Below are 21309 nucleotides of genomic sequence, written 5' to 3' on the forward strand. Positions count from 1 at the left end.
ATTTCTTTAAGCGTATCTGAGTAAAAACTGAACTGTACCGGGTTTGTCGGAGACTTTTTTATTTAAGTTAGGCCACCTGACCTAACGGGTTAATCTTATCATAGTACATTGCTTCAAACTCAAAAGGCGATACATAACCCAGTGCACTGTGTACACGCTTTTTATTGAACCAATCTACCCAGTTTAGTGTCGCAAGTTGTACATCTGCTAAACCTTGCCAATCTGCTTTTAAATATTCAATCACCTCTGTTTTGTATAAGCCATTCACCGTTTCAGCCAGAGCATTATCGTATGAATCACCAGTTGTACCGACTGATGCTCGTAAATTTGCAGCTTCTAAACGATTGGTATAGCGAATAGAAAGATATTGAACACCTCTATCGGAATGATGAATCACATTCTTTGGCATGCCTCGATCGTGCAAGGCTTGCTCTAATGCATCGAGCACCATATCTGTATTCATCCGTGTCGATACTTTCCATCCAACAATTGCTCGTGAGAACACATCAATAATAAAGGCGGTATAGACCCAGCCTGAATGAGTTTGAATATACGTAAAGTCACTCACCCACAGTTGGTCAGGATGATCAGCATTAAAATTACGTTTCACTAAATCATCTGCTCTTTTTTGATCATCTCGGCTACGGGTGGTTTGTTTATTCTTACCACGCCAAACACCTTGTATACCTAGCTTCTGCATCAATCGAGCAACTGTACAACGTGCGATAACATAACCTTCACGTTTCAATTGTTGCCAGACCTTACGCACACCATATCGACCTGAACTTTCTTTCCAAATTCGTTTAATTTGTTCAGCATGATGCTCATCATGTAGATCTCGTTTCGCTCGATGTTCTGGATTGTCCGCGAGATCTAAAGTTCGGTAATAGGTTGAAGCTGCGATCGGTAAAATCCTACAAATCGCATCAACACCATATCGATCTTTATTGTTATGGATGAAATCCACCATTATTTGTGTGGGCGGTCGAGCTCCGCCTGGGCGAAAAAAGCGGCTGCTTTACGTAGAATTTCATTGGCACGCTTTAATTCTTTAATTTCACGTTCCATTTGCTTCATTTTTTCTTGATCAGATATCTGTTGTACTTTAATAGGATTTTGCTGATCTAAATGCTTTTGATGCCAGGCACGAAGTGTTTCAGGAGTACAACCAATCTTAGGCGCAATTGCTGTGATTGCAGCCCAAGTAGAAGGATAATCTTTTTCAGATTCAATCAATAATTGAACCGCTCTTTCTCTGATTTCAGGGGTATATTTTAATTTTGTCATCGGGGTAGTCTCTCAGAATATTGACTCTCCGACAAACCCGGTACGGTTCACTTCATAAAGATAATAAAAGTGCCAGCGCTAAATATTATAATGTCACGGGCCGACGAACGATGGGAACAATGTTATGGGAAAAACTAGATAGTTAATGGATGTAAATTAAGGGTGCTAGGATAGTGATAACCTAAATCTTCACGTAGTGCTGTAACGAGTTTATCAAGTGCAACGCTCATTATGGTGAGAGAAGTCTCTTTTTTAGGATTGTCAAAAATCTTTCTAGTCCAATCAGGTGTATATAAGCCATTTCTATAGTTCGGATTATGATATAGGTAATCAAAAAATCTTTGAGTTTCAAGAACAATTGCTAAAGCATTGGTTTTCCCTTTCTTTAAATTATCTAGATTAGAATGATACATAATTGAAGCTAAATCAAAACTACTTAAATGAATTTCTTTACCCTCCTCAACTAAATCAGCTTTTATTGTTTTGCAAAGGCGAATGGCTTTCTTTAGGCCACCATCTGTTAAATATTGACATCTAATATCTATATAATAGATATGCTTAAAAGGCAGATTCATTGTAAGCATCCGACCATCCCATCTTTTCCACACACAAGAAATTAGAGATAGTGTCCATGACTAAACAATCGTGGACACGAAGATGATACAAGACACACTAAAAAAACCCAAGCGTAAGAACTACAGCGATGAATTCAAAGAATTTCTTGTGCAAGAAGCGATAAGCTCAGGGCGGTCGATAGCGAGTATAGCCAGAGACAATGGCAACTGATTAAACCCATGCTAAGACAGCATGAAAATGCCACACCCAATGCCATCGGCTATCTCATCTTTGATGACACCATACAGCCCAAACCGCACACAAGCGTCGACGACATCAACTGCTGGCACTACGACCACACCCAAAACAAAAATGTTAAAGGCATTAACCTGCTTAACTGTCTGTATCATCGCAAAGATATCGACATACCCTTAAGCTTTGACATCATCACCAAACCCAATGTCTTTACCGATGACAAAGGCAACGTTAAACGTAAAAGTGATAAAACCAAAAATCAGCGACTGCTTGATATGTTTGATAGGGCAATCAAAAACCAAGTCAAATTCGACTATGTATTAGCCGATTCTTGGTTTTCAGCCAAAGCGACATTCAAACATATTCGTAAAGCTAACAAGCATTTCATCTTTGCGTTAAAGTCAAATCGCTTGGTGGCTTTAACCCCTGATGATAGAGAAAAAGGTAACTTTGTACGTATTGATGAATCTAATCTACCCGATAATACCCCTGTTCACGGCTTTTTAAATGACTATCATGATGAAGTCTTGTTATTACGCCGAGTCTTTACAAACAAGGACGATTCTACAGGGGTGTTATATCTGGTATGCTCAGATTTGCAATGCGACAAGGATAAATTTATCAACGGCTATCAAAAACGATGGCAGGTTGAAGTGTATCATAAGTCGTTAAAGCAAAATGCCAATTTGGGTAAGTCGCCTGCTCATAGCCAAAGAGCTCGGTTTAATCATATGTTTTTAGCCACGTATGCGGTGTTTAAGCTTGAGTGTTTGAAAATCAAAACCAAGTTAAATCATTTCGCTTTGCGTTTAAAGTTACTCGTCTCCGCTAATCAGTCGGCTTTTGCCCAGCTTAAGGCTATTAGCGGTGCGTAACTTCAGTTAAGTAAGAAAATCGCGCTAATATTTAAAAAACTCTTTAACAAAAAAAAATAATATAAATATTTAAATACATCAGCAAAACAAATATTATCAACATTCACATATCAATAAAGGGAATAAAAATGTCAAAAAATTATAAGCTCAGCCACTATATCTTTCCGCTCATGCTGGGCTTTTTATCAATGAATGCTATAGCGGCAATTAATGTCTATGGTCCAGGTGGACCAGCACCAGCGATGCACGAAGCAGCGAAACAATTTAAAAATAAAACAGGGATTGATGTCCATGTAACCGCGGGCCCTACTTCACAATGGAGCGACAAAGCCAAGCTTGATGCCGACGTCATCTATAGTGGTTCGGAAGCCATGATGTCTGATTTCGAAAGCTTATTTGCCGACAAAATCGTAAAGGACTCGATTGAGCCTATTTACCTACGCCCTGCTGCCATTTTAGTCAGAAAAGGCAATCCCAAACATATTCAAGGATTTAAAGATCTAAGCAGGCCAAACACTAAAGTTTTGGTCACCCATGGCGCAGGCCAAGTCGGCATGTGGGAAGATATTGCAGGTAGAACGGGCAACATTCAGCTCACAAAATCCTTCCGTAAAAATATCGCCATGTATGCACCCAATACAGGCACAGCGAAAAAAGCATGGGAAACTGACAGCAGCTATGATGCATGGTTGGTGTTTAATATTTGGGGAGTCAGTAATCCAGACATTGGGCAAATTATCCCGATCGAACCTGAACTGGTGATTTACCGTGATACAGGTGTTGCACTAACTCAACACGGTCTAAAAAATCCTGAAGCAAAAAGTTTTATTACGTTTTTAAGCTCTGCACAAGGCCATGCGATTTTTAAACAGTTTGGTTGGAACAAATGAGTGCTTAATTTTAATCTTTGATCCACATTCAAGATCAGTTTCCAAGCTTAAAAAATCGAACTTTTAACAAGCAAATTGGACATAAAAAAGAGCGCCACGGCGCTCTTGATTGAAGAAAATATAACTACTGAACCTCGGCCAAAAGCGTTTGTGCTGCCATTTTACCCAAGGTATTCGATGCCAAAGGACTATCTCCTGTAATTAACTTACGGTCTTGAATACACTGTCTCGACATCTCTTTATTAACCACTTCCACACCCAACTTTTCTAAGCGATCTGCCAGCAACCATAGTCAACATGAAAAAAACGAAAATCTCATGCAAGCCTTTGAAGCGATCCAAGCCAAATACGGCAAATCTAAAATTGCATTGAGTGGTTGTTATTTGCCAAATCGTGCTTGGAGTATGAGCCGAGATTTTACGCATAAATCTGTGGGATAAATGCCATAAATCTCTCGCTCTCACCTTTTGCATATTAAACCGCTGTGATAACTGACCAATCACCGTCTCAATATTGCGACGAGCATTTTTAAGACGATTAAGTACACTGATTGGTCGCTTATCGGGCATATTTTTTCTAAGCGGTGTTTGCAAATCAACACATCGCTTAAAGCAATACTCAGATAAATCAGGGCTAATATAGCCCATATCTGCACCTAACAAGCCTTTGATATTATCAAGCATATCAGGTGCCACTAATCTTTCATCTATCTTAGCAGAGGCAAAGGTAAAATTGGTTATCATGCCCGATAGATTAATGAGTAAATGTCCTTCAAAGCCAAAATATTTTTGTTGCTTTGAGGCACAGTAACTATAACTGCCTTCATATTTGAAGGTTTTATGCCGATAGGCTCTGGCATATTGACACACAGGAATGGGAAAGCCATCAATAAAATGAATGTTGTCTTGCCCATGCTGTTTAACGATATGCTGTTGTATCAAAGTTTTTACCTGTAACAAATTGACGCACTGCTTGGCAAAGTTGGGATATGAGCCTATTTGTGGAAACCATGTTTGCCAATGCTGTTTAAAATACTGATGGATTTGTGAGTCGGTGTCCATCTGTAAAAACTCATCCACTATCTCCATGGTGATAATTTCACTGTCGGTTAGCTTTGGTGCATATCCGCCTTGCCTTAGCCGGTTTGTTACAATCTTTTTGTAGTAGTTTAGAGCAAGAGCGTTTACCTATCGATTTTGTTTATGAGAAACTTCGGTTGTGGGTCGGTTAAATAGTTAAACAAATAAAAGTTGATTTAAAACAGATGTTTAACCATGTCCTGATATCATATTAGATCTATTTTGTCACTTATTGGGTGCGAGATTATGGCAAGCTTAAAATTTATTTTAGATCTATTTTGTCATTTATTTTTAAAGTAGAGCCAAAAAATATGGCTTGTAGCGTAGTTTATTTTAGGACTATTTTGTCATCCCACATCAATTATGAGAGAGTCATTTAATCTCATACTAAAAAGGCAGCGTTCAACTAGGACGCTGCCTTTTTTAAACGTTTATGCCCCAAAATCATTCAGCATCCAACTCCTGACCACTTTCTCATGTCAGTTCTTGACCTATATATACTAATAGCAGATTATGAGCCTAGTTGAGCACTTGCGTTTATACAGACATGTTCTGCAATTTGTGAGTGGAAGGAGTAATAAGACCGATAGAACAGTATGTTGCTGCTTTGGTGTCTGTATTTTTTGAAAATATTATAAAGACAATGTCTGCTGAAAAGACACTGTTAAGCAATATGGAGAAGCGGTTGAGCAGATTAGATAAATGGAAGAATGACCAACGTAGGCTGACGATTCTCTCAGGTGAAAATCAGGAGCTTGCAGATGCTATTCATGCTCTGCAGCCTGAAGATGATGATGGCCCGGGTTTTAACCATTTTGATCTCATAAATGTTGCGAAAGAACTCATTTATTCTAATGAAAATGGTAAAAAATCCATTCATTTTGTTTGTTTTTCTTTTAACATTGAACGTGGTGAGATTGAAGTCTGTAATTTGATAGAACAGATTCTTGAAGAAGACGAAGAAGATATTCTAAGCACCTTAGCGATAGCTGCGATATCCGAAGTACCAGTTTATCCTAATACTTCAGATTGTGAAGAAGAATTGGCTGACCTACATCGAAAAATGATTGAGGGTGGTTTTGAGATTCAAGGGAATAGATATAAATTGACATCTCGTCAATCCGATGAATTTAAAAATGCAAAAAATCTAATTTCTAGTATAGATCCAGATAAACACTACTCCCCTTCTGATATTTCAATTATTCGAAAAATAATAAAAGAAGAGTTGTCTAGTCTTGAGAACGCAGATCGTTTGCTTCTAAGCTTGCAAATGGCAATAGATGAGTTTTCAGTATTATTAGGGTCTAAAACTAGAAATGAAAATTCTATTCAGGCACATCTGTCAAAAAACCCCATACTGTTCGGGTTCGAATATAAGAGAGTCATACCTAAACATAAGCTTGGTGGTGAATACGAAACCGATTATGCATTGGAAAAACATGATGGCTCGTGTGATGTTGTGGAGCTTGAAGCATCTACCCATAAGCTATATACAAAGAGCGGAAATCCAACTAGCCATTTGGTGCATGCGGAGCAACAAATATTGGATCGGTTGGACTGGATCGATAAAAATAACCCATACGCCAGAACAACCTTAAATGGGCTTTATTCTCCTTCGGGTTTTATTGTAATAGGTCGGCGAGAAAGTCTATCGGAACCAGATCAAGAAAGGTTGCGTAGAAGAAATATATTTTTTAATGGTAAAATAAAAGTATTGACTTATGAGGATCTTTTGGAAAGAGGAAGGGATATGCTTTTTAGGCTTAGAGGAAGTCGTGCTTAACCATGCGCTGTTGTCGGACAATTTTTCGCCGCTTCTCGGCTCCAAAATTGCCGCAAAGCTTAGCGTTATACGATTTGAGGAATCGATGAAAAGAATAGCTTTTTTCTTACGAATATTTGAAATTGAGAAATATATAAAACCAATAGGGTCAGGTCTTGTCTTTTGCTTTTTGGTGGCAGTTTTTCTATCAGGTTTAGCTATTTGTCATACCTGAAGTTATTAGTCATTTGCTAATGTTTGATTTTCCAAAACACATTTTTATCCAAAGATTTCTCAGATTGAATTTTTATACATGGCGCGTTCTAGCTCCAAATGCCCCGAAACGTGTTGTGAACCAAAGTAAGCGCACCACAAACCCCACATTCTAATCAGGCTTTGCCCACTCTATGATCACATCTCCAATCCAAAGGAGATGTGACATGAATAAACGACGCACCGATCAAGAATGGCTTTCTCTGATTGAGCAATGCCAAGCCAGTTCGCTTACACAACAAGATTTTTGCCAAAAACACGACATTAGCGTATCGACGTTTTACGCTAAGCGGCAGCAGTTGAGTGTTAACCCATCTCCAACTCAGAGCGGCTTCGTTAAGGCCGAAATTATTGAAAAAACCACCTGTCGCAAGGTGACCCAGACGTCGGTAGCCAACATGACTTTGATAGTAAATAACATCGAATTGAGTATTCCTCAAGGCACGCCACCACACTATCTTGCTGAGTTGATTGGAGCCTTGTCATGAAGCGCATGATGACCGCGCCAGTGGTGTATTTATACCGCGAGTTTGTCGATTTCAGAAAATCTATCAATGGTCTGGCGCTGTTGATTGAATCCGACACCGACCTTGAGCTAGGCTCAGGGGCATTGTTCCTCTTCACCAATAAACAACGCGATAAAATAAAAGTGTTGTATTGGGACCAAACGGGTTATGCGCTCTGGTATAAACGCCTCGAAAAAGCCAAGTTTAAGTGGCCCACGCAAGAGAAAAATACGGTGTTGACCTTAACGCAATTTGACCTCGACAGACTGCTTTCTGGCTTCACAATAATCGGCCATAAATCGGTAAAAATCGACAGTTTTACAATGGGTTAATGGCAATAAAAGTCAGATAAACCAAGCCTTTTTTATCGGTATTCAGTACAATGAATACCATGAAAAAGACGACCCCCGACATCAATCCAGACAGCCAAAACATCGCGGAACTTCAAGCGATGGTGAAGGCGTTGATGTCTGAGCAAGAAGCTTGGCAGCAAAAAGAATCACAATGGCAACAAGAACGCCAATCCTTGATTGAGCAGTTCAAACTGGCACTTGACCGCCAGTTCGCCAAACGCTCTGAAGCGTTAAAACCGTATAACGAAGCTCAGGGCGACTTCTTTAATGAAGTGGAATGCGAAGCGGAGAACGTCGACGAAGACGTGGTGACCACGACGACCACAACAAAGCGCCGTGGTAAACGCCAGCCATTACCGAAAGACTTACCTCGCGAAACCGTGGTTCTTGACCTGGACGAGCACGATAAACAGTGTCCTTGCTGCCAACATTCTCTGCATCAAATCGGGGAAGACCGTAGCGAGAAACTGGAGTTCACGCCTGCCGTTCTCAAAGTTATCGACTACGTTCGTCCTAAATACGCGTGCCGTCATTGTGAGCAACACAGTGAGACTAACCCAGTTCACCAACAGCCAGTACCCGAAAGCATCATCCCCAAAAGCTTCGCCACAGAAAGCTTGCTGGCCCATATCATCTTAGGTAAATACCAGTACGCCTTGCCGCTGTATCGACAAGAAACCTTGTTCACGCAATCGGGCATCGACTTATCAAGAACCACTATGGCTCGCTGGGTTATCCAAGTGAGCGAGAAGTTCCAACCCTTGTACCAAGCCTTAAAAACGCACTTACTTGAGCAAGTGGTGGTGCATGCTGATGAAACCCCATTGAATGTGCTGCAAGAAGAGAAGCGCAGTTACATGTGGCTTTACTGCTCAGGAGCTGACTCTCCGCAAGCTTGTTTACCGGAGATGAAAAACATCGTCTTGTACGACTATCAAAACAGTCGCGCGAGAGCGTGCCCAATGGACTTCTTGGGCGATTACTCGGGTTACCTGCAAACCGATGGTTATGTGGCGTACGATGGTCTCACTCAAGTGACAAACGTCGGTTGCTTCGCTCATGCTCGCCGTAAGTTCATGGAGGCAAAAAAGCTCCAGGGAAAAGGCAAGACTGGAAAAGTGGATATCGCGCTGGCGAAAATCCAAAAACTTTATGCGCTTGAAGCTCACTTAAAACCGTCGTCAGCCGAAGAGCGTTGGTCAGAGAGACAATCACACGCCAAACCGATATTGGACGACCTGTATCAATGGCTCACGACACAGAAAGTGTTCGAATCCAGCCCACTGGGTAAAGCGATTAAATACACCTTGGGTCAATGGCCAAAGTTGGTGCGTTATGTGGATGATGGGCACGTATCCATCGACAACAATCGAGCAGAGCGTGCGATAAAATCGATGGTCATTGGCCGAAAAAATTGGCTCTTCGCCAACACATCAAGAGGCGCCGATGCTAGCGCATTACTCTATAGCATCATCGAGACGGCTAAAGCCAATGGACTCATTCTCTACGATTACATGGTCAAGTGCATGAAAGAGCTGGCGAAAGCAGAGCCCGACATTGACTCACTTCTTCCGTGGAACTTCTCACACTAAAACGCCCCGTGTGTTCATGGGGCGCTTACAAAGTACGAACATAGATTTTCAGTTAATTTTTACATACGAAAAGTAATGGTTGTCAAAAGGCAAGAACTGACCCTGATATTCCAAAACTGTTTAACTAAAGATTCCTGACCACATTCTCATGTCAGTTGTTGACCTACATATACCAATAGTAGATTATAAGCTCGGTTGAATAAGTAGTGCTTTACATACATGCTCTGCAATTTGTGAGTGGAAGGAAGAATAAGACCTACCTATATAACAGTATGTTGCTGTTTTTGTAGGCGTACCTCATGGCTTGTTTTGGGCATTATATTTTGTAAATATGGAGGATAAATGAATCACCATGCTGATGTATCTATAGGCCGTATAGATGATTTAGAAATAGATAATGGCAATCCTAATAGACGAAGAATAAACCAGCCTACAGATCGGATGGTAATGCCTAAATATGCCGCTCTCGCTAAGGTCGTTTCACAAGTAGGGGCTTGCTTCGGTTGCCTCTTAGGCTTGGTGATTATCATTGGAGGATTAGGAGCATTTCAGTTTGGTATATTCGCAGGGCTAGCAGCGATTGGTTGGGGGGTCGCATCAATTGTGATTTCACTTGCTGGACTAGGCTGGACATACTGTTTTCTCGCTATCGTAAAAGCTCAGATCGACACTAGAAATGCGGTTATAGAGTATACATTAAGAAAATAAATATGATCTATGCCTTCAACATACTTTTTCTTATCTGACAGAGCAAAACCAATAGGGTCAGGTCAGGTCTTGTCTTTTGCTTTTTGGTGGCAGTTTTTCTATCAGGTTTAGCTATTTGTCATACCTGAAGTTATTAGTCATTTGCTAATGTTTGATTTTCCAAAACACATTTTTATCCAAAGACTTCTCAGGTTGAATTTTTATACATGGCGCTTTCTAGTTCCAAATGCCCAGAAACGTGTTGTGAACCAAAATACGAACATAGATTTTCAGTTAATTTTGACATACGAAAAGTAATGGTTGTCAAAAGGCAAGACCTGACCCCTTTATTCACTATGATTATGTATTTGGAGGATAAATGAGTATTTGCTATGAACTTGTAACTCAGGAAGATCAGCCGTCAATTTTAGCTTTAGGCGAATCTGTTAACGAAGAGTTTGTGATTCCCTATCTGAGCCTAGACGGCCAGGAAGCGATGCGAAATGCTCGTAAAGTTGATATTGAGCAGGCTACAAATACCGATATCTACACATCAATTAAAGCAGTTAAAAACGGTGTAATAGTCGGTTATGTTGCTTGGAGACAAGAAAACTATATTGCACAGTTATATGTCAGTGCAAAGAATCAGAATCAAGGGATTGGTAGAGGCTTGATTAACCAAATGAAAAAATATAGTGGGGCTTCGAGCATTGAATTAAAAGCGTCAGTTAACGCTGTAGGATTCTATAAGCGGCTAGGTTTTCGGTCCGTGGATACTGAGCAAGTTAAAAATGGCATTCGTTATGTGCCGATGGCCTTAAAGCTGTGACAAAATATAAAGAAGGTTCTCATACATTTAAAAATGTCAAACCAATAGGGTCAGGTCTTGTTTTTTGCTTTTTGGTGGCAGTTTTTCTATCAGGTTTAGCTATTTGTCATACCTGAAGTTATTAGTCATTTGCTAATGTTTGATTTTCCAAAACACATTTTTATCCAAAGACTTCTCAGATTGAATTTTTATACATGCGCTTTTTAGCTCCAAATGCCCCGAAACGTATTGTGAACCAAAGTACGAACATAGATTTTCATTTAATTTTTACATACGAAAAGTAATGATTGTCAAAAGGCAAGGCCTGACCGCTTTATCCAAGCTTTATGCTTTATTCAAGCTTCAAAAAGACATATATTAATCTTGTTGCTTACTCGTAATAAGGAGGTTGTGTGTGAGAATTTTAATTGGTCTAGTTTTGGGATTTGTGTTGGTAATGCCATTGATTGTGCTACTTCATGAGTTAGGGCATGCAACTCCTCAATTATTGACAGGTCATGCGGTAGAAATTCGATTGGGAAGTGGAAGTAATGCTAAGGAATTTCAGGTTGGTAAATTAAAGCTCCTAATCACACCTTTGTCGATGAATGTTGGCTTTGTTTCAATAGAAAGAGATGTAAGCAAAAATTTACAAGTTGTTTCGTTGTTAATGGGTCCTGTTGTATCTCTAATTTTATGTATCGGCTTATATCTGCTTAGGCGCTATGAATTACCGTACTTAGCTCAATATTTGGTAGATTTTGGGCTGTACTTTTTACTGTTTCAATTTTTATTTACATCAATACCAATATACTATCCAAGCTACTTTGGTGCGTATGAGGGTATGCCCAGTGATGGTAGGCAAGTGCTGGAGTTATTTGGTGTAATGAAAGGTCAAGGGGCATAAACCTAACAATACAAGCGTTTAAGGTTTCAAGATACTTTTTCTTATCTGAACTGATGCTACTAAGTCATTTTAGCTAAGAAGGTTTTGTCCAAAAGTGAGTTACAGCCAGTATGCTATTTTAATACTCAGTTGTCGCTTGGTTCAGGCTTGATGGTCGTAATTAGTATGAACCTTTATTCCTCTCTTACAATCAATGCTGATAGGCAATCAATTTTGACATTGTGGCATTTAGCTTCTCAATATCTCATTTATTATCAATATGCTATATAGTTTTTTAAGATCCTACCTAAAGAAGACAATGACGGTTTAAGTCCATCGTGATAGAGCAAGCTCCTTTAGGGCGTTCTTTCCGGTATGTTAGGGGGCCTCATTAAATTGCTATTGAGTTGACGTAAAAAAAGCCTGCAAAACTGCAGGCTTGAGAAATTAAGATTCGTTGGTCAACAGCCAGATTCTAAGTAGGCTGGCTAATTGCTCACGTTGTTCGTCAGTAAGTGGGTCAAGGGTGGCCTTTTCATTGATAATATGCTCCTCAAGAACTTTATCTATCAACGCTTTACCTTCATTTGTTAGTACGACACTACAGCTTCTTCTGTCTTCTGGGCTTGCGATACGTTCAATCAACTCCCGTTTTACTAACTGCTCAATACGCGTACTCATTGCACCGGAGGATAGCATCAGTGTCTGATACAGTTCGGTGGGGGTCATCGATTCGTTAACACGTCTCAATGTGGCTAGAATATCGAACTCCACCGCGCTTAAGTTATTATTTTTAAATGTCTTGTTTAGTTTTTTGTCCACAATTCGACTCATTCGACTTAAGCGGCCAATGACCCCCATCGGTGAGCAGTCTAGATCTGGTCGCTGATGTTGCCACTGTACCAACAACCGGTCTACATGATCGTAATCCATTTTCACTCCTTAAAGTATCTTTTTAAAAAGATACTTGAAAAAAAGATTTTTACAGGTATATTTGCTGATATATCTTTTCAAAAAGATACTTATTTAAAAGTTACAAGCATTCTACCACCAACCTTGTTAGTAACAAACACTAAAAGGAAACGTATTATGAGTCTTCAAGGAAGTGTTCATGTTTTACCTCACATCTCCGAGCTAGCCTGTCTGCATACTAAAATCCGCGATAAGCACGCTGACGTAAGGGCATTCACGTATTTTAGTGTTCAGATGATTCGAAGCAGCATGTCACGACACCAATTGGTGATGTGTATCAGCGAAAAGTGCTATCAAAAGGTTTCTGCGGCGTCTTCCGCAGGGCTGGATAGCTTAATGACCGTACATCCTTCCGTTCAACTGATCACCGAATTTATCGAAGAGACCATGAATGATGAAGCGTTCATGGGATTTGGTATGGCAGGTTTTGGCGATCGTTATATTGGTACATACCCGGTACAAAGTGATGAATAAATATCAAACCTTGATGAATGTCGCTCTGACAGCAATGGCGCCCATTGTATGGGGCAGTACTTATATCGTCACAACAGAGTTGCTGCCTGCAGACTTGCCTTTATTAGCTTCTGTTATTCGGGCACTTGGGGCGGGATTGATTTTATTGTTGTTTTGCAAGATTCGGCCAAGTGGTATTTGGTGGGGAAAAATCGCAGTGCTTGGGATGCTTAATATTGGGGTGTTCTTTTATTGCCTGTTCGCAGCTGCCTACTACTTGCCAGGTGGACTTGCAGCTCTGGTTATGTCGATTCAACCGCTCATTGTTATGGGATTGGGGGCGATTTTCTTTCAAAACAAACTCAGCGTAACTCATATCGTCTCTGCCGTAGTGGGGGTTACTGGTATTGGTGTCTTGGTTCTGAACAGCGCGGTCGAACTGAATGGGTGGGGAGTTTTCATCGGTTTAATTGGCACATGCAGTATGGCAATGGGCATTTTACTGACGAAGCATTGGGGACGCCCAAAAGGCATGTCTTTACTTGCTTTTACTGGCTGGCAATTGACGCTGGGTGGTTTGGTGCTGTTGCCGATCGCCCTTTGGCATGAGGATTTCCCTCAAACACTGACGGCTCTCAATATTACTGGTTATGCCTATTTAAGTCTGATCGGTGGGGTATTTGGCTACTTTGTTTGGTTCCGTGGTATTGAAAGGTTAAATCCGGTCACGACGTCGTTTCTTGGTTTTCTCAGTTCAGTCTCCGCCTGTTTGCTGGGGTATGTCTTCCTTGGTCAGTCGTTTACTCAGCTACAACTTGTTGGTTCGGTCGCCATTATTGTCTCGGTATATGTGGCTCGCCCGAAACCAGCAAACAACCGAGCGCGTTAACTCAAGCGCCACAAATCATGGCGTTGGATGTCGTTGGTGAATAACGTCGGATGCAAGGCTATTGCTGTGAATGACGGTATTCATTCTGAAACGGAACTTCATACAGCTCGCCCAACTAGCCAAACCTGATAACAACTACGGTGAATCAGTCATCTTTAAAGGAGATGTAATATGGAACATGTCTATACTCTTGTAACGTTAACCTATATGACTTTAGGTTACCTAGCGACAATCTACACTATCGTATTTTTTGTTTTTACAGGGTCGACGATTTTCGACCAAGGACGTAAGCAGACAATGCCCATACGCTACAAATTTAGTTTTGTACTTGTATCTGCGCTGCTGATGCCTTACCTATACATCCTCTTTGTTAATGAAATTCTGACTCTTGCTGCCAACAGAGGGATGGGCTGTAAAAAGCGTCAATAGTAACTCCATTATCCAACGTAATTTGGGATCCTTTTCTTTCGTTTTGTGCCAATACAGTTTGATTTGATAATCAGGCAGGCTGATGGGGGGCTGGCAATAGCTCAGGTGCAGTGTGGACGCTAACGTCTTGATATACGATTGAGGCGCAGCAAGAAAGTAATCTGTGCCCGGTAATGCATAGGGGGCACTGAGCACGCCCGGCAATGTCGTGGCAATGCGGCGTTTCTTATTCAGTTTGCCTAATGTCACATCCACAATCCCGCGTTGTTCGCTCCATGGTGCGATGAGCACGTGCGAATAATGTAAAAAGTCAGCCAGTTGCAGTGAAGACGATCTTTGTAGAGCCGGATGGTGTTCATCCATGGCAATGCAATATTGCCCACTGAGTAACACCGCATTGCCAATATGGTTGGATTTTTCTTCCTCGTGATCAAACCCCAGAGCCAGATCGATCTCGCCAGATTCCAGTTGTTGGGTCGGTATTTTCGGCTGTGTGTGTACAAAACGCACGGTAATATTGGGAAAGTGTTGAGCCAGATACGTGGTCAATTGCGGCATGACACACCAAGTCGCAAAGTCATACCCTGAGAGCGTAAAATGATGTTCTCCCACGTCAGGCTCGAAGGGAGTCGCGGTGGTTAGTCCGCTGTAGAGCAATTGCAACGCAGGAATAACAGATAGCGCAAGGCGTTGTGCTTGGTCTGTGGCGACCATGTGACCGTTAATGCGAATAAAGAGCTCATCATTGAGGCGTTCTCGTAATCGGCTAAGGCTATGACTACACGCCGATTGGCTGATATGAAGTTTCTCGGCCGCCTGACGCACAGATTGAGTTTGATAGATGTGGTAAAAGACTTTCATCAAATTGAGATCGAGATGGTCAATATTCATTGTGAATACCATGCAGGTTATAAATGAAAACAATGCATTTAAAGCATACCAAGGAAGTTGTTACACTGCGAACAAATAAAAAAGGAGTGTGACATCATGAAGGTAAGAGTGGCGAATATCGCCGATGCGAGTACGATTTTGCAGTTAATTCGAGAGTTAGCGGAATTCGAGCATGCTTTAGACAGCGTTGCCGCGACAGAAGCCGATATTATTGACAGCGTGTTTAGTGAAAACTCGACTGCGCATGCGCTGATTTGTGAAGTCGAGGAGCAAGCGGTTGGGTTTGCCGTGTACTTTTACAATTACTCGACCTGGCTTGGCAAGAATGGGGTGTATCTGGAAGATCTGTACGTAACGCCCGCTTATCGTTCATCGGGCGTGGGTAAGTTATTGATGAAAACATTGGCGCAACACGCGGTAGAAAATGGGTGCGGACGCTTTGAGTGGTCAGTATTGGATTGGAACCAGCCAGCCATCGATTTTTATCAGCACATTGGTGCACAAGAGCAGTCAGAATGGCGAGTGTATCGCTTGTCTGGGGAAGCGCTGACCAGATTTGCGACCGCGTGACTGTCGTCAAATCCCCCTCATTGCCACGTACTTGAATGAGAGTTGACGTCGGCATGCGGTTTACTTGGCGAGTAACTGCAAAAATCGCATCAGCATGGGATTATCTGAGGTATTTTTATAGACAAAACTCAGGGGGGAGGTATCGGGTAACTGTTCTAATGATGTGTATTGAATCATTGAAGATGGCCGGAAAAAATGTCGTTCATTGACGATGGCGACACCACTCCTGAAGCGACCAATCCCAACATCGTACTTTCACCATGGGCCCATTCCACTGTATTAGGGGCCCAATGAATACGGTTAAACCGCTGTTCTAACCAATCGTAATAATAAGGGTCAACGCTGCGTGGTAAGCGCACCGCAGGGAATTGATTGAGTTTGTCTATGGTCAGTGACGAGGCGATGGATGACTCCCAACAGGCTGGGTAAGCAAGCACCAGCTTATCCTGAGCGATAGGTTGTACGGAATATTCTGGCGGCAGCTCTGCATAATGGTAGAGAAAGGCGCCATCAATTTGGTCGAGTTCTAAACGCTTTAGCAGCACCATCGGCGTATCTGAATACATTTCGAGTTCGACATTGTGATACTGATGACGAAAGTGACTGAGCGATTGATTCACCTCGCCCTGCCATAACACGAAATCTGGCGCGCCCAGCGTGAGTGATCCACGTTCTGTGTGAGTAAATTGGCGTACGCGCTCATTCGCATCATCAATTTGCCGGATGATGCCTCCTAACTGCTTTTGATAAAACTTTCCGGTGCGGTTTAAATGCAATCCTTTCGGTAACCTATCAAATAACTGTAATCCTAATTCTTCCTCAAGCTCTTTAATTTTTCTTGATAAGGCCGGCTGCGTAACATGAACTTTTTGCGCGGCTAGGCGCAAGTTTTGTGTTTCTGCAACCGCTAAAAAATATTTAAGGTGGCGTAACTCCATATCTGTCTTTCTCTATTGGTATCGGTTGATAACGATATATCAATTCTATTTTTTACAAATAGTAACTATTATCGTTCTCATTATTAAAAACGCAAGCTAACAATAGAATTGGTATAACAGGATGATAAAAATGAAAAATATTCAAGGTGGTCAACGCTCGCGTAGGGAACGTTGTTGTGCGATGCCACTGCTGCTGTGTGCTATTCCTATTGTGTCTTATTCTGGCGTGGTGTTCGCACAATCTGAAGAGAGGAGCCAAGCTGAGCAAGCGCATCGAGTGAATACTATTACCGTTTATGGTCAGCCTGCGTCTTCCGATGCCGATACCACGGTTGCCCAAGAAATGTGGGTTGGGGGCAAAGTGGCCACCGACGTGCTCGATACTCCGGCGTTAGTCTCAATTATTACTGAAAAGGAAGTCACTCAGAGAAACGCGACGACGACAGAAGAAGTGTTGCAATACTCGCCAGGGCTGGTGACGGATTATTATGGCTCTGATGATCGTAATGATTATTTTAAAATTCGTGGGTTTCAGGCGACAACGTATCGCGATGGGATGACATTAGGCTCGATGCGTGGTGTGCGTGAAGATCCTTACGCCTATGAGCGGGTTGAAGTGATCCGCGGTGCGAACTCAACGTTGTTTGGCCCAGCGGATCCGGGAGGATCGGTTAACTTTGTCAGTAAACGGCCTAAGTTTGAACGCTTTGGCAATAGCTATGTGGCGTACGGATCTTTTGATCATAAAGAAATGGGGTTGGATTTTGGTGATACGTTAAATGACTCAGGGACGATCGCTTACCGTTTGACGACGAAAGTGCAAGATGGCGATCTGCAATACGATCATTCCCAAGATAACGCTCAACTGATCATGGGTGGGCTGACTTGGCAGCCTTCGGTCAGCACTACGGCGACCTTAGTGGTGGACTATTTAGGTCGTGATAGCACGCCCAATAGCGGCGGATACCCCATCGATCGACAGTACGATCGGGAGGACTTTTTTGGTGAGCCCGATTATAACCAGCATGATGTGGAACGAACCAATGTGACAGCCCAGTTATCCCATCATTTTGATAATGGCCTGTCGTTAAGTGGTAATCTGCGTTACAGCAAGTTAAGCGACGATTTTGGTTACGTGTATTTAACGGATTCGAAAAGCCGTACCAGTCGTGTGATACCGCGTGCTTACTTTGGCACTGACACCTCATCAGAGCAATTTATTGGCAATACGATGTTGGAATATGCGATCAGTTTTGCGCGCATAGACAGCAGTACGCTGGTGGGATTGGAGTATCGTGATTCTTCCACCCAAGATAGCTCGGTATATGGTGCGGCGAGCAGCATTGATCTGCAAAACCCGGTTTATAGCGGTAAGCCAGCAATTGGCACGCCTTACAGTCAAAATGATCAAAATGAAACGACTCAATCGGTGTTCTTGCAGCAAAACCTATCATTTGATGATCGCTATATTGTGACCGTGGGTATTCGCCATGATGATATGGATCTTTCCAATCGCGATTTAACGGGCGTGAAGAAGAGCGATGACTTCTCGGAAACCTCATTGCGCGGCGCATTTACTGTGAAATTAAACCAAGAATGGTCCACCTATATCAGTCAAGTTGAGTCGGTAGCGCCACCGACGATTGGCGTGAAACCCGAGCGAGGTGAGCAGGTTGAGTTAGGGGTCAAATACGCGCCGTTAGACAAGAACGCGCTGTTCTCGGCGGCGGTGTATGATCTGAAAAAAGATGATGTGAACATGTCGATTGTTCAAGATAACGGGACGATCAAGCAAGAAACCATTGGTAAGACTCGTGTGCGCGGATTGGATTTTGAAATGAAGGCTGAGCTGACTGACGATGTGACGGTGATCGGCGGTTACTCCTATATGAAGTCTGAAGTGATCCGCGGCAGTACCAGTACGGGAAAAGTGCTTGATGGCAACGAGTTTGTTACGGCGCCAAGAAATACCGCGTCATTATGGGGCTACTACACCTTGCCCAATCAGACCATGGATGTGGGATTGGGCGCGCGGTATGTCGGCAGTTATTACTTTGATGCTGACAACAGTGCCAAAAGTGCTGCCACCACCTTGTTTGATTTAGCATTTGCTTATCGTATTTCTAGTGCTGCGAGTCTGTCACTCAATGTGCACAACATAACGGATAAACAAGCCGTTGTGGGGTCGGGCACCGCGAATTACTACACGCCGAGTCGCTCGTTTAATGCCGCATTGAACTATTCATGGTAATACCGAGTATTGGTCATGGTAATATGGGTTATGGTCACAGTGGGGACAGATTGTTTGGCCGGATAGCCAACAGGTGACTAAACGAATAAAGCCGAGCTCATTGGCATTGAGCTCGGCTTTTTGTTGGCTTGTTCTGTTTATTCGCTAGCTATTGTGGTTATCAGATTCCTGATTACTTGAATAGATAAAGTACAGCGCAACGCCTAGGCATATGACCGCCGCAATACGATTGATGGAGAAGGGCAATGTTTGGTTGTCAAGCCAACCAAAGTTATCAATTAACATGCTCATCGTGAGTTGCCCGAAAATCACCGCGACCGTGGAGACCGCGACACCGATACGTTGCACTGCAAACACCATGATCACAATATAGGGTACACCACACATCGCGCCTAACAGTTGCCACTTCGGCACATCCATCAGGCTTTGGTGCTCGCCAGTATCGAAGTAGAAAATCATTAATGCTGTGATAAGCGCTCCTGTAGAAAAGGTTAAAAACGCACAGCGAAATACGCCAACCTTACTACCTAATTGTCCATTAATCGCCGCTTGGATGCTCAATAATGCTCCGCCGAATACGGCCAGTATAATCATTAAAATCGTCATGATATGTCCTTATTAGTCGAGTGCGATCAGCACTAAGGCGGCTAAGATAAACCCGAGCGCACATAAGCGCTTTTTACCGACTTTGCGCGCTGGTGTACCGAGCAAGCCGTAATGGTCAATGATGACGCTTTTGAATATCTGTCCTGCGAGAATGCCGACCATGGTCATTGCAATACCAATGACAGGGGTTGCGACGGTTAAAATGACGACATAACCTGCCCCTAAAATACCGCCCGTTAATTGCCAAGCGGGTTGTTCAAAAAAGGAAGGGCTATTGCGTGGGCTGAAGAACAGCATCAGTAAAAAAGTGAGAGCCGCGCCCACCCCAAAAATACTCAATGTTGCCCACAGGTGACCGACTTTTTCCCCGAGTGGTCCAAGAATCCCAGCTTCCACTGAAAGTCCCATCCCTCCGGCGATGACGAATAAAATTAACAAAAATTGCATGATACTATGAGGTTGATAAATCAGGCGTGCATCATACGGTGGTGATTGATTGAGAAAAACGGCATAATTTAACAATCACCTTTGCAGGAATTGCATTAATGAATCTCGCAAGTACGATTGATATTAGAACTCTGCACTTTTTTGTGAGTGTCTTTCATGCGCAAAATTTTTCCGTTGTGGCACGTCGTGCTGGCGTGTCCGCATCGATGATCTCAAGGACCATTCATCAGCTTGAAGATACCTTGGGCCAGCAGTTGTTTTATCGCAATACGCGCTCAATCACGCCGACGGAAGAAGGAAAATTGTTCTTTCGTTACGCACAAAGAATCATTGAACAAATGGAAGAGGCGCAAGAGGCATTACAAGATAGAGGAGAGGAACCATCTGGGCTCATCCGTATTAATGCGCCTGTCTTTTTTGGTCAGCGCCATATTGCCCCTTGGCTGGCGGAGTTATCAGAAAGATACCCTCGGTTATCGGTTGAATTGACGTTAACGGATGAATTCATCGACCCATTAAGAGAGCGCACAGACATTATCTTTCGGATAGGGAATCTGGCTGACTCTTCATTTCATGCTCGCGTGTTAGGAACGCAACGCTACCATTTGGCGGCTTCTCCCCAGTATCTTGCCAAATACGGTACGCCTACCTCTTTAAGTGAACTTAATCACCATCGTTGCTTGGTTTATAAAGGATTTGAGGGCGCGAACCGGTGGTTGTTCCGCCAACCAGACCAAGCTTGGCGCGAGCATCCGGTGACGCCAGTACTCACATCCAATGATGCCAATGGACTGCTCACCGCAGCTCTTCATGGGATGGGGATCGTGCTGTTTCCGGATTGGCTAATAGGTCAAGAGCTACAGGAAGAGAAGATGGTAGCGCTCTTGCCCGACTATGAAGCCGCGATTAATACGCAACCTCAAAGCATTGCTGCGGTTTATCCCAATGTGCGCCACCCACCACTCAATGTGAGAACGGTGATTGATTACTTTGTTGACGTCTACGGTCATCCCTTATATTGGCAATAACCTAGCGACATGGGTTACCAACTGGCC

At 42.6% G+C, this 21309-nt stretch carries 22 protein-coding genes, 2 pseudogenes and 1 other annotated feature; of the genes and pseudogenes, 16 read left to right on the top strand and 8 right to left on the bottom strand.

Translation table 11 applies throughout. The features are described from left to right. Positions 1–67 precede the first annotated feature (67 nt). Positions 68–1287 (bottom strand): IS3 family transposase gene (locus EAE30_RS07205; protein ID WP_123015331.1). Its coding sequence is split into 2 segments (ribosomal slippage): positions 68–1011 and positions 1011–1287, totalling 1221 coding nucleotides; the frame shifts between segments, so codons are not numbered across the junction. Next, positions 896–1012, bottom strand: a sequence feature (AL1L pseudoknot). It overlaps the preceding gene by 117 nt. Before the next feature lie 134 nt (positions 1288–1421). Further along, positions 1422–1871 (bottom strand): nucleotidyltransferase-like protein, encoded by a 450-nt coding sequence (locus EAE30_RS07210; RefSeq protein ID WP_199287082.1) that lies wholly within the window; start codon positions 1869–1871, stop codon positions 1422–1424. 73 nt (positions 1872–1944) lie between these two features. On the opposite strand from EAE30_RS07210, the pseudogene EAE30_RS19240 reads away from it, so the two are divergent. The 4 genes and pseudogenes from EAE30_RS19240 to EAE30_RS19245 form a co-directional block, all read left to right on the top strand. Beyond that, positions 1945–2055 (top strand): annotated as a pseudogene (locus EAE30_RS19240) (hypothetical protein); the annotation flags it as partial. Then, positions 2004–2972 (top strand): IS701 family transposase, encoded by a 969-nt coding sequence (locus EAE30_RS07220; protein ID WP_422398671.1) that lies wholly within the window; start codon positions 2004–2006, stop codon positions 2970–2972. The pseudogene EAE30_RS19240 and the gene EAE30_RS07220, both read left to right, overlap by 52 nt. Before the next feature lie 128 nt (positions 2973–3100). Further along, positions 3101–3862: a substrate-binding domain-containing protein gene (locus tag EAE30_RS07225; protein ID WP_123015332.1), complete on the top strand. Its 762-nt coding sequence runs from the start codon at positions 3101–3103 to the stop codon at positions 3860–3862. 317 nt (positions 3863–4179) lie between these two features. After that, a complete protein-coding gene (locus EAE30_RS19245) occupies positions 4180–4302 on the top strand; it encodes a DUF4113 domain-containing protein (protein WP_119026625.1) in 123 nt (40 codons plus the stop codon). Here the strand turns inward: EAE30_RS19245 and EAE30_RS07240 are convergent. Beyond that, a pseudogene (locus EAE30_RS07240) lies at positions 4252–5016 on the bottom strand (IS982 family transposase); the annotation flags it as partial. The gene EAE30_RS19245 and the pseudogene EAE30_RS07240 sit on opposite strands and share 51 nt — an antisense overlap. A 490-nt stretch (positions 5017–5506) precedes the next feature. Here EAE30_RS07240 and EAE30_RS07245 point away from each other — a divergent pair. The 7 genes from EAE30_RS07245 to EAE30_RS07275 all read left to right on the top strand — a co-directional run bounded on the left by EAE30_RS07245 (position 5507) and on the right by EAE30_RS07275 (position 11829). Continuing rightward, a complete protein-coding gene (locus EAE30_RS07245; RefSeq protein ID WP_164711813.1) occupies positions 5507–6724 on the top strand; it encodes a Shedu anti-phage system protein SduA domain-containing protein in 1218 nt (405 codons plus the stop codon). A gap of 419 nt (positions 6725–7143) precedes the next feature. Continuing rightward, entirely contained in the window at positions 7144–7464 is a 321-nt protein-coding gene (gene tnpA / locus EAE30_RS07250; RefSeq protein WP_123014138.1) for an IS66 family insertion sequence element accessory protein TnpA, read from the top strand. Next, complete coding sequence (tnpB, locus tag EAE30_RS07255) at positions 7461–7814, top strand: IS66 family insertion sequence element accessory protein TnpB (RefSeq protein WP_164711751.1); 354 nt, start codon at positions 7461–7463, stop codon at positions 7812–7814. The genes tnpA and tnpB overlap by 4 nt, the downstream gene beginning before the upstream one ends. A gap of 59 nt (positions 7815–7873) precedes the next feature. After that, complete coding sequence (tnpC, locus tag EAE30_RS07260) at positions 7874–9427, top strand: IS66 family transposase (protein WP_123015334.1); 1554 nt, start codon at positions 7874–7876, stop codon at positions 9425–9427. 342 nt (positions 9428–9769) lie between these two features. Then, positions 9770–10135, top strand: coding sequence for a hypothetical protein (locus tag EAE30_RS07265; protein WP_123015335.1), 366 nt, complete (start codon positions 9770–9772; stop codon positions 10133–10135). A 358-nt stretch (positions 10136–10493) separates the two neighbouring features. Then, positions 10494–10943 carry a GNAT family N-acetyltransferase gene (locus tag EAE30_RS07270; protein WP_123015336.1) on the top strand — a complete coding sequence of 150 codons (450 nt, stop codon included), beginning with the start codon at positions 10494–10496 and terminating at the stop codon, positions 10941–10943. Positions 10944–11337: 394 nt separating this feature from the next. Beyond that, a complete protein-coding gene (locus tag EAE30_RS07275) occupies positions 11338–11829 on the top strand; it encodes a site-2 protease family protein (RefSeq protein WP_123015337.1) in 492 nt (163 codons plus the stop codon). A 426-nt stretch (positions 11830–12255) separates the two neighbouring features. Here EAE30_RS07275 and EAE30_RS07280 read toward each other — a convergent pair whose 3' ends face one another. Then, on the bottom strand, positions 12256–12741 hold the full coding sequence (locus EAE30_RS07280) for a MarR family winged helix-turn-helix transcriptional regulator (RefSeq protein WP_123015338.1): 486 nt from the start codon (positions 12739–12741) through the stop codon (positions 12256–12258). Positions 12742–12897: 156 nt separating this feature from the next. Between EAE30_RS07280 and EAE30_RS07285 the strand changes: the two genes are divergently transcribed. Both EAE30_RS07285 and EAE30_RS07290 read left to right on the top strand, forming a co-directional pair. Then, positions 12898–13254 (top strand): uracil phosphoribosyltransferase, encoded by a 357-nt coding sequence (locus EAE30_RS07285; RefSeq protein WP_123015339.1) that lies wholly within the window; start codon positions 12898–12900, stop codon positions 13252–13254. Next, positions 13247–14122 carry an EamA family transporter gene (locus EAE30_RS07290; protein ID WP_123015340.1) on the top strand — a complete coding sequence of 292 codons (876 nt, stop codon included), beginning with the start codon at positions 13247–13249 and terminating at the stop codon, positions 14120–14122. Before EAE30_RS07285 ends, EAE30_RS07290 begins: the two co-directional genes overlap by 8 nt. 354 nt (positions 14123–14476) lie before the next feature. On the opposite strand, the gene EAE30_RS07295 is transcribed toward EAE30_RS07290, so the two are convergent. Then, complete coding sequence (locus EAE30_RS07295; RefSeq protein ID WP_123015341.1) at positions 14477–15442, bottom strand: LysR family transcriptional regulator; 966 nt, start codon at positions 15440–15442, stop codon at positions 14477–14479. Between the two features lie 96 nt (positions 15443–15538). Here EAE30_RS07295 and EAE30_RS07300 point away from each other — a divergent pair, with 96 nt between their 5' ends. Beyond that, complete coding sequence (locus EAE30_RS07300; RefSeq protein WP_123015342.1) at positions 15539–16012, top strand: GNAT family N-acetyltransferase; 474 nt, start codon at positions 15539–15541, stop codon at positions 16010–16012. Positions 16013–16185: 173 nt separating this feature from the next. Here EAE30_RS07300 and EAE30_RS07305 read toward each other — a convergent pair whose 3' ends face one another. Then, on the bottom strand, positions 16186–16950 hold the full coding sequence (locus EAE30_RS07305; protein WP_123015343.1) for a LysR family transcriptional regulator: 765 nt from the start codon (positions 16948–16950) through the stop codon (positions 16186–16188). Between the two features lie 130 nt (positions 16951–17080). On the opposite strand from EAE30_RS07305, the gene EAE30_RS07310 reads away from it, so the two are divergent. Continuing rightward, entirely contained in the window at positions 17081–19201 is a 2121-nt protein-coding gene (locus EAE30_RS07310; RefSeq protein ID WP_241967733.1) for a TonB-dependent siderophore receptor, read from the top strand. Positions 19202–19345: 144 nt separating this feature from the next. Here EAE30_RS07310 and EAE30_RS07315 read toward each other — a convergent pair whose 3' ends face one another. Both EAE30_RS07315 and EAE30_RS07320 read right to left on the bottom strand, forming a co-directional pair. Beyond that, complete coding sequence (locus EAE30_RS07315; protein ID WP_123015345.1) at positions 19346–19807, bottom strand: DMT family transporter; 462 nt, start codon at positions 19805–19807, stop codon at positions 19346–19348. 12 nt (positions 19808–19819) lie between these two features. After that, a complete protein-coding gene (locus tag EAE30_RS07320) occupies positions 19820–20254 on the bottom strand; it encodes a DMT family transporter (RefSeq protein ID WP_123017289.1) in 435 nt (144 codons plus the stop codon). A gap of 98 nt (positions 20255–20352) precedes the next feature. Here EAE30_RS07320 and EAE30_RS07325 point away from each other — a divergent pair, with 98 nt between their 5' ends. Next, positions 20353–21282, top strand: coding sequence for a LysR family transcriptional regulator (locus tag EAE30_RS07325; protein WP_123015346.1), 930 nt, complete (start codon positions 20353–20355; stop codon positions 21280–21282). Positions 21283–21309: the final 27 nt, after the last annotated feature.

It is taken from the genome of Vibrio zhugei, from assembly GCF_003716875.1.
Lineage (GTDB): Bacteria > Pseudomonadota > Gammaproteobacteria > Enterobacterales > Vibrionaceae > Vibrio > Vibrio zhugei.